At 30.6% G+C, this 12,219-nt stretch carries 12 protein-coding genes; 4 read left to right on the top strand and 8 right to left on the bottom strand.

Annotated elements, in window-relative coordinates; translation table 11 throughout:
- Window positions 1-54: 54 nt before the first annotated feature.
- Window positions 55-1,032, bottom strand: coding sequence for a tryptophan--tRNA ligase (gene trpS, locus H2650_RS02930; RefSeq protein ID WP_188049259.1), 978 nt, complete (start codon window positions 1,030-1,032; stop codon window positions 55-57).
- A 227-nt stretch (window positions 1,033-1,259) separates the two neighbouring features.
- On the opposite strand from trpS, the gene H2650_RS02925 reads away from it, so the two are divergent.
- Window positions 1,260-2,018 (top strand): 1-acyl-sn-glycerol-3-phosphate acyltransferase, encoded by a 759-nt coding sequence (locus tag H2650_RS02925; RefSeq protein WP_188049258.1) that lies wholly within the window; start codon window positions 1,260-1,262, stop codon window positions 2,016-2,018.
- On the opposite strand, the gene H2650_RS02920 is transcribed toward H2650_RS02925, so the two are convergent.
- From H2650_RS02920 to H2650_RS02890, 7 genes are all read right to left on the bottom strand, one after another.
- Window positions 2,002-3,423: a hypothetical protein gene (locus H2650_RS02920; RefSeq protein ID WP_188049257.1), complete on the bottom strand. Its 1,422-nt coding sequence runs from the start codon at window positions 3,421-3,423 to the stop codon at window positions 2,002-2,004. The genes H2650_RS02925 and H2650_RS02920 overlap by 17 nt on opposite strands.
- Window positions 3,420-3,962, bottom strand: coding sequence for a sigma-70 family RNA polymerase sigma factor (locus H2650_RS02915; RefSeq protein ID WP_188049256.1), 543 nt, complete (start codon window positions 3,960-3,962; stop codon window positions 3,420-3,422). The genes H2650_RS02920 and H2650_RS02915 overlap by 4 nt, the downstream gene beginning before the upstream one ends.
- Before the next feature lie 10 nt (window positions 3,963-3,972).
- Window positions 3,973-4,386, bottom strand: coding sequence for a hypothetical protein (locus H2650_RS02910; RefSeq protein ID WP_188049255.1), 414 nt, complete (start codon window positions 4,384-4,386; stop codon window positions 3,973-3,975).
- Window positions 4,387-4,722: 336 nt separating this feature from the next.
- Window positions 4,723-5,730, bottom strand: a complete 1,008-nt coding sequence (gene recA, locus H2650_RS02905) for a recombinase RecA (protein WP_188049510.1) — start codon at window positions 5,728-5,730, stop codon at window positions 4,723-4,725.
- Window positions 5,731-5,926: 196 nt separating this feature from the next.
- Window positions 5,927-6,436 carry an acyl-CoA thioesterase gene (locus tag H2650_RS02900; RefSeq protein WP_188049254.1) on the bottom strand — a complete coding sequence of 170 codons (510 nt, stop codon included), beginning with the start codon at window positions 6,434-6,436 and terminating at the stop codon, window positions 5,927-5,929.
- A 34-nt stretch (window positions 6,437-6,470) separates the two neighbouring features.
- Window positions 6,471-6,854: a DoxX family membrane protein gene (locus tag H2650_RS02895; protein WP_188049253.1), complete on the bottom strand. Its 384-nt coding sequence runs from the start codon at window positions 6,852-6,854 to the stop codon at window positions 6,471-6,473.
- 4 nt (window positions 6,855-6,858) lie between these two features.
- Window positions 6,859-8,007, bottom strand: coding sequence for a DNA polymerase III subunit delta' (locus tag H2650_RS02890; RefSeq protein ID WP_188049252.1), 1,149 nt, complete (start codon window positions 8,005-8,007; stop codon window positions 6,859-6,861).
- Between the two features lie 846 nt (window positions 8,008-8,853).
- Here H2650_RS02890 and H2650_RS02885 point away from each other — a divergent pair.
- The 3 genes from H2650_RS02885 (at window position 8,854) to H2650_RS02875 (ending at window position 12,218) form a co-directional block, all read left to right on the top strand.
- Window positions 8,854-9,294: a hypothetical protein gene (locus tag H2650_RS02885; RefSeq protein WP_188049251.1), complete on the top strand. Its 441-nt coding sequence runs from the start codon at window positions 8,854-8,856 to the stop codon at window positions 9,292-9,294.
- A 73-nt stretch (window positions 9,295-9,367) separates the two neighbouring features.
- Entirely contained in the window at window positions 9,368-10,660 is a 1,293-nt protein-coding gene (locus tag H2650_RS02880; RefSeq protein WP_188049250.1) for a hypothetical protein, read from the top strand.
- A gap of 109 nt (window positions 10,661-10,769) precedes the next feature.
- A complete protein-coding gene (locus H2650_RS02875) occupies window positions 10,770-12,218 on the top strand; it encodes a gliding motility-associated C-terminal domain-containing protein (RefSeq protein WP_188049249.1) in 1,449 nt (482 codons plus the stop codon).
- Window position 12,219: the final 1 nt, after the last annotated feature.

Genomic DNA, 12,219 nt, shown 5'->3' with positions numbered 1-12,219 from the left:
GCAGATTATTTTGTTTGTAAAAATCTGTGAATTTGGGGTTTACTTTTTCTAAAACTAGATAACTTCGTAGCCTAACTTTTCTCTAACTTTTGCTAAAACTCCATTAGCAATACTTGTTGCTTTTTGAGCACCAATTTTTAATAGGGCATCTAATTCAGAGCGGTTATTGATGTAGTAATTGTATTTTTCTCTTTCGGTTTTAAATTTTTCGCAAATTAACTCAAACAAAGCTTGTTTGGCGTGACCATAACCGTAATTTCCACCAAGATAATTAGCAGTCATAATGGCTAATTGTTCCTCAGTGGCTAACAATTTATAAATTCCAAAAGCATTGCAAGTTTCAGGATTTTTAGGATCTTCTAGCGGAGTGCTATCCGTTTCTATACTCATTACTTGCTTGCGTAATGCTTTGTCATCCAGAAATATATTGATAATATTATTAGCTGATTTACTCATTTTTCCGCCATTGGTTCCTGGAATTAGTAAACCGTCTTGTTGTACAATAGCTTCAGGAATTACAAATGTTTCACCCATTTGATGATTAAAACGAGAAGCGACATCACGCGTGATTTCCAGGTGCTGCAATTGGTCTTTTCCAACCGGAACAAACTCTGCATCGTAAAGCAAAATATCGGCAGCCATCAACATCGGATAACTAAATAAACCTGCATTTACATCATCCAATCGGTCTGCTTTGTCTTTAAACGAATGTGCTAATGTTAAACGTTGAAACGGAAAAAAACAACTTAAATACCATGACAATTCTGCCGTTTGTGGTACATCAGACTGTCTATAAAAAACTACTTTGTTTACATCAAGACCACAAGCAAGCCAAGCTGCTGCTGTACTGTAGGTGTTTGTGCGCAACGTTTCGCCATTTTTTATTTGAGTAATCGAATGCAAATCAGCGATAAAAAGGAAGGATTCATTTTCCGGTTTATTTGATAATGCTATTGCTGGAATGATTGCGCCAAGTAGGTTTCCTAAATGAGGAGTTCCTGTACTTTGTACGCCTGTAAGTATTTTTGCCATTGTAATTTTTTTCTAATTCGCAAAGTTCGTGAAGTTTTTTATTTTTTACGGCAAATTCGCAAATTTTAAAAATAGTAGTTCCTGATTCTTAATTAAATTGTTTTTAATAATTCCCGCATAAGTGAAAGATTAATTTGTATGAAAAATTTAAATATTCACAGTAATTGTAAAAAAATGTAGTAAATTTTTTTAACAATGATAACTTCTGATTTGTTACTTTTGGCGTTATGAGAGGAGTAAAGATTATTTTTTGGACACTTTGGCGCATTTGGTTTTATGTTTTAATGTCCATTCCTATACTGATTATGTTTCCCTTTTTGGTATTGTCTATTTTAACAGAAAGTGGTTATCCTTACTTTTTTAAAATGGCTCGAATTTGGGCTAAATTTATTTTATTCGGAATGGGATTCCATTATAAAGTCGATAAGGAACAAGAGATGGAATATCGAAAAAGCTACATGATTGTTGCTAATCATACCTCAATGGCAGACATTATGCTAATGCTTGCATTAACTAAAAATCCATTTGTTTTTGTTGGAAAAAAAGAGCTTTCTAAAATTCCTCTGTTTGGTTTTTTCTATAAAAGATCCTGCATTCTTGTAGATAGAAATTCTTCTAAAAGTAAAATGGAAGTTTTTGACCTTGCTCAAAAAAGAATCAATCAAGGGTTGAGTATTTGTATTTTCCCTGAAGGTGGAGTTCCTGACGATGAATCTATTTTATTAGACACTTTTAAAGATGGAGCTTTTCGTTTGGCTGTAGATCATGGTATTCCAATTGCACCAATCACTTTTGCTGACAATAAAAAAAGATTTTCTTATACTTTTTTTAGTGGAAGTCCTGGTTTATTGCGTGTCAAAATGCATCATCATGTAGCGACTTCTGGTACAAATGTAGATCGAAAAGTAATTCGTGAGGAAGTACGTGAAATAATTTATTCTCAATTACTACAATTTGAATCTGATGCTATCAAAAATGGTAACTAATTCCGCTATACAATCCAAAAATTAAAGGTTTAGTTCCAGAATTTGTATTAAAAGTATTGAGTTGATATTTAAACATGGGTTCTAGATTCAACTGAAAAGATTTTATAAATTTATATTGAAATCCCAAACCAATATTAGTGCTAAAATTTACTGAATTTAAGTTGTTCGCTTCTCCCAATTGTATGGTATTATCTGGTGAGATTAATGAAATTTTATTCTCGTCTAAAAATAAAGTACTAACTCCAGCTATTACGCTAATCCCCATTTTTCGATCTAAAATAGCATAAGAAACTTCTAATGGAATTTCATAATATCCCATTTTTTGATTTATAGTTCCGCTGTTTGTTTTCTGTAAATCTTTTTCGAATGACATTAGAGGATTTCCGTCTTTATTATTTCTTATCTCAATCATGGCATTTTCAGTATAGCTTACATTTGCTAAGGCAGTAGTATTTAATCCAGAAGAATAAATGACATTATTGGTGTTAAAACCTAAATCAAATTTATTAATTCCTGTTCTCAAAACCATTTTTTTGCTAACCGCATATTTAATACCAATACCAAAACCAATGCTTTTATCACTACTTTTTGAATTTTGATTAAATTCAGGATCAATGTTTGCCACTTTAGAATTGGGATACATTGCAGATACATTTGGTGCGATTTCCCATCTTTTTACATTATTTGACACTACTTTATCCTTAAGATCTTTTTTTTGCGCTAAAATGACTTCTAATTCGTTTGGAACTATAATTTCATTACTCCTTTTAGATTCTGATTGATCTTGATTAATAACTAAATTATCGTTTTTATTTATTGCTTCAGTTATTTTTCCTGGGAACTGCAATTCACTTGAATTGGTTTCTTTTTTAAGTAAGTATCGATTTGCAATCAGTGACTCTGTTCTTGAATTTTTAAGATTTTTTATTATCGATTTTGAATTATTTTGTTGGCTATTCACTATAGCATTTTTTTGTTTACCTGTTGTATTATTCGTTGTTTTGGCAGATGATTCGTGTTGTATTGTGTTTGTTAAGGAATCACCATCAGCGATGGATAAACTTTTTATTTTACCCATCTTTTTTTTGATTACTCTAGAATTACTGTCTTTGAAAACTGTAGTATTATTATCTAAATCTAAAGATTCTTTGGGTATAACTATATTATTTTCAAGCTTATATTTAGTACTGTTTTGGGATTTATAAAGCGTGTTAAGACTAAAAAAGCCAATAAAAAATGCAACAGCTATTCCTGAATATTTAAACCATAACGGAATAATTTTTCGTTCTTTTTTTTCTTCTTTTAAACCAGTTTGTATTTTTGACCAGGTTTGATCATTAGGAGCACTCTCAAAATCCTTAAAGCGTTCTTGAAACAATCGGTCTATATTTTTTTTATTTTTCATTTTGCCGATGATTCAAATTTAAAAGCGGTTATTTTTTCAATTTTTTCTTTCAAAATTAGTCGTGCTCTATATAGATTGGATTTTGTTGTTCCAGTCGATATCTTTAGCATTTCACTAATCTCTTTATGAGAATAACCATCAAGAACATATAAACTAAATACAATTCGGTATTGATCCGGTAATTCTTGTATGATTTGCAAAAGATACTCTAGTGAGATATTTTCCTCTTCTATTTCTAGTGCTACTTCAGCTATACTATCATCAATTATTTCTAGAAACCGAATATCCTTAAAGCGGAGTAAGGCATTATTTATTAGTATTCTTTTGGCCCAGCCTTCAAAAGACCCTTTGCCACTATATTGATGTATTTTTTTAAAGCTGATTATAAAACCATCTTGTAAATTGTCTTGAGCATCATCATAATTACGCGAATATTTAAGACACACCCCAAAAAACTTTTTAGCAAACAATTGATACAATTGTTCTTGAGCTTTGGGGTGGTTCTTTTTACATTCTGCTATAATTTCTTCTAATGACACAGAATTTATATTATGGAGTTACTTGTACAACTACTTCTTCATACAAGTCTTTATTTTCAGCGTCTTTTCCTTTGTAAAATTTAAAAATATAAGATCCTGTAGCCGTTACTTGAAAATTGAAGGATGCCTCTGATAATGGCGGTAATTCAGTGGTGCAGGCTTGATTGTCTTTAACTGCAGCTTGTATCGCAATTGTTCTAGTATTTAAATTTTTATTATAGTAAATACCTTCAAAAAGATAACAAGCTGTAGGTCTTTGGTATTTTAATTTTATAGCATAGGTTTCTCCTAATTTAAAAGTAGCAGGAAGGGTATAACTATCAATTGGTAATATAGAATACGAGTATGTATCTTTATTTTCATTGTCAAGTGTGCATCCTACTAAGGTGCTAATGAGTACTAAAAGCAGTGCAATTTTTTTCATTTTTTTCATTTTTTAGTTAATAATTTATGCATTACTATCTTAAGAGTGTAGATTATAAAAAAGGTTGCTTAATACATTATTTTTTTATCAAAATTAATGAACCTTATTAAAAATGGAAAGGATAGAATTGTACTTAAAATTTACTAAATTAAATAAAAAAAATAGTGTAACAATCTGTCATATATTGAATTAGTCATACTTTATATTTTTTCAGTTTGGATAAACAACAGATTTATTATCTTTTATTTCAAAGTACTTTAAAAAATTTTATGGAGTTTTTTCAAAAAAAAATGCTCGGAAGTTTTCCGAGCATTTTTATGAGTACAATGAATTTAATTATGCTTCTGCAATTTCTTTAATTCTTGCTTTTATTTTAATTTCTAATTCGTCTGCTAATTCTGGATTATCTTTAATTAAAGATTTTACAGCATCACGACCTTGTCCTAATTTAGTTTCTCCATAACTGAACCAAGAACCAGATTTTTTGATAATTTCAAATTCAACCGCTAGATCTAAAATCTCACCAGTTTTAGAAACCCCTTCACCATACATGATATCAAATTCGGCTACTTTAAAAGGCGGAGCCACTTTATTTTTTACAATTTTAACTTTGGTTCTGTTTCCAATTACGTTGTCACCATCTTTTATTTGTGTTGAACGACGAATATCTAAACGTACCGAAGCGTAAAACTTCAATGCATTTCCTCCAGTTGTTGTTTCTGGATTTCCAAACATTACTCCAATTTTCTCTCTCAATTGGTTGATAAAGAAAACTGTACAGTTTGTTTTGCTAATTGTTCCTGTTAACTTTCTTAAAGCTTGAGACATCAAACGAGCGTGAAGACCCATTTTAGAATCTCCCATTTCTCCTTCAATTTCACTTTTTGGAGTCAAAGCAGCAACCGAGTCAATAACTACAATATCAATTGCTCCTGAACGAATTAGGTTTTCAGCAATTTCTAATGCTTGTTCCCCATTGTCTGGTTGCGAAATGATTAAGTTTTCAATATCTACTCCTAATTTTTCAGCATAATTTCTATCAAATGCATGTTCAGCATCAATAAAAGCAGCAATTCCTCCCGCTTTTTGCGCCTCTGCAATCGCATGAAGTGTTAGCGTTGTTTTTCCAGATGATTCTGGACCGTAAATTTCTATAATTCTTCCTCTTGGATAACCACCAACTCCTAATGCTAAATCGATTCCCAAAGATCCTGATGAAATAGTTTCTACTTCCTCAATGGCTTTGTCCCCCATTTTCATTACAGTTCCTTTTCCGTAAGTCTTATCTAGTTTGTCCAGCGTAAGTTGTAACGCTTTTAATTTGTTTTCTTTTTCTGTGCTCATCTTCTCTTTTACCTTTTCTTTCATCTATTTGTATTATTTTATAACTGTAAGAAACTGACAGGATGTGTAATTATCCTGAAAATTCTAATTTTGCAAGAATATATATTTTCGTAAAAATACTTCTTTTTTTAATGTGAATATTCTCTTTATCAAATATTTTAAAACCTTAAGTTTTAATTAAAAATAAGGCTAATATTTAAACAAATAATGCTTTTAACTCCGTAGCATCTTGTGGATTCATTTTTCCTGCCAAAACTAAACTCAGTTGTTTGCGTCGCAGCGCTGCATCAAAACGTTCTTTTTCGAGTTCAGTTTCGGGTATTATCTGGGGAACTTCAACCGGTCTTCCTGTATCATCTACGGCCACAAACGTGTATATTGCTTCATTAGCTTTTGCGCGATTTCCAGATTGTCTGTCTTCTACCCAAACATCAATATAAATTTCCATTGAACTCTTGAAAGATCGGGAAACTTTTGCCTCCACATTTACTACACTTCCCAAAGGAATTGCTCTGTTAAAAGCTACGTGATTTACGGAGGCTGTAACGGTAATTCTGCGAGAATGTCTTCCTGCTGCAATACTTGCTGCACGATCCATACGCGCTAATAATTCACCGCCAAAAAGATTATTTAAAGGATTTGTTTCACTTGGTAAAACTAAATCTGTTAGTATAGTCAAAGACTCTGAAGGATGTTTTGGTGTCATTTGTATTGTCAATGTAATTTTTTGTAATTTATTTTTAGTTTAACCAATAAACAGCTAATATAGCGGGTATAAAATAGATAACTATTGTTCTTGCTCCATCGTAATCTTTAGCCAAGCGCTGACCAAAAAGCAGCATTAATAAGGTAATACATGAAAAAACGGCTCCATAAAAACCAAAAAGCCTTCCGTTATTCACCACTAGTTGTACGCATCCTACAACGCATAAAATTCCGGCGATGAGTTCTAATACTAAAATGTTCGCTAATGCTAAAGGAACATTATTTTTTAATGGTGTTTTTGCAAAATGACCTTTTAGCCAATCTACGTTGTCTTTCCAGTTAAAAAGTTTATCGTAGCCTGACTGTAGAAATGTTATAGCTAAAAAGATTAAAATTAAAATAGAAGTAATGTTGTTCATTTTTTTATTTTTTGTGAATTAAACGGGTTAGTTTGATTGATAAATCGGTTAAAATAATTTTTGCGTTTCCATTACGCTCGATATGATACATAGCATCTGAAAGTTCTTTAAAAATGTCATTAATGTTGTTGCCATTTACAAAAGGTGCAAAATTTTCTAATTTGAACTTTTCGACTTGAGGTTCTATATAGACTAATTTAGGTGTTTGATAATTTAGTAACAAAGCTTGGCGAAACATATCAATACAAAAATGAAGAAATTTTTTCTGTGTTTCTCTTCCTAAAGCAGCGATTTGTTCACTCCATTGAATAAGATCTTGTATTGCAGCAGCATTTCCTTTGGCTCTAAAAGCTGCACGGACCCAATCTACAAACCATTTTTCAAAAAAAGTGGTCTCGCTATCGGGTTGTAATAACTGAATCGCTTTGTTATAGTTTCCTTGTGCTTGATGAGCTATTTTTAAAGCAGTTTTGGGATCAGCATTTTCATTAGAAATTAAAGCTTCTGAAATAATATGTTCGGGTAACCCATTAAAATGTAATACTTGACAACGGGAGCGAATGGTTTGTATAATATCTTCCTCATTTTCGGATATCAATATAAAAACAGTCTTATCTGTTGGCTCTTCAAGTAATTTTAATAATTTATTAGATGCAGCAATGTTTAGCTTATCGGCCATCCAAATAATAACGATTTTGTGTCCACCTTCAAAAGATTTTAGCGCCAATAATTTAAGAATTTCTTGCGCATCATCGACTCTAATTTCTCCTTGCTTATTTTTTACCCCTAAAACTTGGTACCAATCAAAAAGACTTCCATATATGTTTTGTTCTAAAAACAGTCTCCATTCCGCTATAAAGTCAATACTTTTTGGCTTAGTTTTTACATCTTCTGTGCTGACTGTTGGATAGATAAAATGTAAATCAGGATGTGAAATTTTTTGGAATTTTAGATTACAAGCCAAGTTTTCTCCCTCATTTTGGCTATTGATATTGTTGCAGATAATGTACTGAGCATAAGCAATTGCCATAGCTAATGTTCCACTTCCTTCTGGACCAACAAATAATTGTGCGTGCGGAATTCGGCCTAAATCGGCACTTTTTGTTAAATGGTTTTTAATATGATCTTGCCCTAAAATTTCTGAAAATTGCATAAAGCAAAGATAATAGAAAATGGTATAGGCTAAAATTATATAAGGCAAAGTTTACAGGTTCAAAATTCCTGCTATAAATATTTTTTTGACTGCTTTAAAGTATTTTCTCTTTTGTTATCAAAAAAGCATTGAATTTTTATTACTACGCTAGTTTTTATAGTTTTAATTGTGATGTATTTAAAAACTTCAATCTATTAAGAGTTAATATTTTAATTTGATTGTTTTTTTAGCCAATTGGATTATTTGTCCTGGTTTTATTTAAATTATTTTTGTTTCCCCCAACAATTAATAGATGTTTTGTCGTTAAAATTTTAATGCATTTACCTATCATAAATTAAAATATTTATGATGTTTTTGGAATGTCATATTTAGTTTATTTCCCTTTTTTTGCTTAAATTTAATTAATTAACAATAAAAAAAATTGCATCATTCTATATAAAACCTTAGTATTGCAATATTAAGTAATGAAATTGAATGTGTAGAGTTAGCGTTCTTAATTTGGTTGTTAAAAATCATTTAGTTTTTAAGTATGTAAATGCTTGTTTAAGTTTAAACTATCTTTTTTTTGCAATTAAATAATACTCTTTTTATAACCAGAAATCAATTTGGTTTTGAGATTATTATAAGGTAACTAATCCTCTTTTCTGTTTTTTTGTGTTTATTATTCTTACATTTTTTAATTGTTAAAAATTTTAACATACTGTAAGTTTCGTTTGTTTAATACGTATGGCTTGTGATACGAGCGTTTTGATAATACTTTTTTAACCAACGATTGTTAATAAATGTTGTAAATTAATTTTAATTTGTTACTTTTGTTTTGATAATATTAACTATTTTATATTAAGTATGAAGACTAAAATTATTTTTTTAAGTGTTTTTTTATTCACTGCCAGTTTGGGTTTTTCACAAAATAAAAATGCTCCAAGAAGTATTATTAGTTCAAGCGCATCCATTAAAAAATATCACGGTTTGGATGAATTGAGAGGTATGCAAAAAGGAGAGCTTTTGGAATTATATGTAGAACGAATACAAGTTCTTGTTAAAATATTACCTTATATTGCATTAGCTACTAAACCAGGAGTTACTATTACAGACATTGGTATACCTAATAATGCAGAAAACAAAAAATCGATGGAAGCGCAAGTAGAAGGTACTACTGCATTTCTAGCATTGACTGTAGATTTTCAAAGACGAATGTTGCCTTATTCGGATAAGGATAATTTAATTGCGGCTATTTTGTTCTATGAAAATACAATGAAATCGCTTCATGAATTTAACGAGTTGTAGTTCATATAATCCGTGTTAGATTAAGATTAAAATTAAAATCAGTAAAAAAAAATAAACCTTTATTAATAATATTATGAAAAACATTACTAAACTTATTGGCGTGTTTCTTTTGATAGCTGGAAGTGTTACTGCACAACAGGAAAAAGGAATAATAGGATCTAATAATTGGTTAAACAATTGGACAGATTTTAAGCCTAATAAACAAGAATACGGAGAAGCCAACAGAATTTTAGCTGGTAATATTTCTGTAAATACAAAATTAGAAAAGAAAAATATTTACTTATTACAAGGGAATGTATACGTAACAAATAATGCTACGCTTACAATTGATCCGGGAACAGTAATTATTTGTGATTCTGAATCAAAAGCATCTTTAGTAATTACTAAAGGAGCTACTTTAATAGCAGATGGTTTAGATACAGATCCTATTGTTTTTACTTCTAACAAAAGCTTAAAAAAAGCTGGAGATTGGGGAGGAATAATTTTATTAGGAGATGCACCTATAAATAGATTTGGTGGTGTTTCAGCAGCCAATTTTGAACTTAATCCTGCGTTAACTGCTTTCGGTGGAACTAACGCTGCAAGTAATTCAGGAATTTTAAGATTTGTAAGAATAGAATTTGCAGGTGCAAAATTAAAAGGTACAGAGAATTTTAATTCTTTATTGTTATGTGGAGTAGGAAATAAAACTGTAGTTGAAAATGTTATGGTTAGTTTTTCAGGAGGTGATTCTTTTGAAGTTTTAGGAGGAGAAGTGAAATTGAATAAACTAGTTTCTTTTAAATCTAGCAGTAATGACTACAAATTTAATTATGGTACGCAATGCCAAATTGATAATTCATTAGCGATTCGTTCTTCGTTTTTATCTAATCAAAATGGTTCAAGATGTTTAGATGTTGCTTCTTACACTACTAAAGATGAAGTAGATTTTGCAAAAAAACAAACATTAGTTGTAGCTACAAACCTTACTTTAGTAAATGGTAGTGAAAACATTGCTGTTGATATCGCTTCAGGTTTGATTAAAGAGGCTATTTATGTTTCGGAAAATTCATCTTTAGAATGTAGAAAAACAGTAATATCAGGTTTTAATCCAGCTGTTTTGTTAGATAGTAAAATTGAAATCAATGACAAAAATCTAAAAAGAATTAAATTTGAACACATGTATTTTAATTTCTGTAACGGAAATATATTTACAGAGTTTAATACTAATAACGAAGATTTAGAAGGTTGGTATGGTAATAGTTCATTCGCTAATTTTTATTCTAAAAGCGATAACAACGAAACCTTTATTGACTTCTTAAATAACAAAAGACCAGACTTCAGATTGAAAATTGGAAAAATTGTTGCTTCTAATGTAGATAAATAGTTTTCAATTGAAAATAGTGTGAATTTTAACTTATGTAGGGATTCCTTTTTTTTCACTAAGTTATATTTGTTAGTTATACTATATTAAGAAGAGTTCAGCTATTGCTCCCATGGTAAAAAAATATTTTTCGTGTTTATTACTTTTAGTGCTGTTTTTATCAATTAGCACTACATATTCTCAAATATCTATAGGCTCACCTGTACTTAACTTTACACAAGTTTGTGCAGATGAGTCTTATAATTCAACTGCTCCATTTAAAGTTGAATTTAGCTTTTCGCCACAATCGGCATTAAATCTCAGTAATCAATTTATTGTAGAATTGTCGGATGCTAATGGCTCATTCTCTAGTGCTGTTATACTTGTTAGCAGTAATCCAGGTGCAATAACTACTTCTAAAGGAAGTTTAAACTTTTCTTTTCCTCAAAATACGGGTGGAGAAAATTATAAAATCAGAGTAAGAAGTACTAACCCTGCAAAAACAAGCGCAGAATCTGTTTCTTTCTCAGCCTACTATCAAATTCAAAACAGTCCTTTTTCAATCAATAATTTTGTGGCTACAGCTAGTTATTGTTCAGGTGGTAGTTATGTTTTAAAAATTGATAATCCAGGTACTGGTACAAATGATTCTCCTCTTAAATATCCCTCTTTAACTTATAAGTGGTACAAGGAAGCTTTACCTAATCCTATTTTAGTGGGAACTACAACCAGTCTGTCGGTAAATCAACCGGGTACTTATTATGTAGAAACCAATTATGGTTCTTGTACTTCTAATTCTTATTCCAATCGTGTAAGAGTTGAGTCTGCATCTGTTCAAATTTCAAATATTACCTCAAGTAAAGGAAATCCTTTTTGTGCTTCACAAGGAGCAACAACTTTAACAAGTCAAGTAGCAAATAGTTATCAGTGGTATCTTGATGATGTGGCAATTAATGGTGCAACTTCAATCACTTATGACGCCAATAAAGCGGGTTCCTATTCTGTTAAAGTTGATTTGGGTGGCTGTGTTAATACTTCAATAATAAATTTACAAGAAATCCAATTTAACAGCAGTATAAATATCCCAGATGTAGTTACATTACAAGAGGGAGAGTCAAAAACTGTTATTGCCACTACTACAGCTATAAATCCTACTTTTCAATGGTTTAAAAATGGAATAATAGTGCCTGCAGCCACATCAAATAGTTATGATATTACTACTGCAGGAGATTATAGTCTGGTAATAAATCAAGCTACGGGTTGTGCATCTACTAAAACATTTAATTTTACATTTAAGTATCCTATTATAGACGCAAGTGTAACTTCAATACCAAATCTTATTAGTCCTAATGGAGATGATATAAATGATACTTGGGTTATTCCGCAAGAATATTTAGGAGGAACTAATACTGAAGTTCAGATAATAAGCGCTTCAGGGAAACAAGTTTTAAAAACTGATAATTATCAAAATAATTGGCCCGAAAGCTCTATGGATTTCAAAAATATAAACCCAGTCTTTTATTACATTATTACAACAAAAGATAAAAAAGTAAAAAAAGGTTCTATAACTTTGATTAAATAAT

The sequence above is a fragment of the Flavobacterium sp. GP15 genome (assembly GCF_014281985.1).
Classification (GTDB): domain Bacteria; phylum Bacteroidota; class Bacteroidia; order Flavobacteriales; family Flavobacteriaceae; genus Flavobacterium; species Flavobacterium pygoscelis.
The sequence above is the reverse complement of the archived record's forward strand: the minus strand, read 5'-3'. Positions and strand labels throughout refer to the sequence as shown.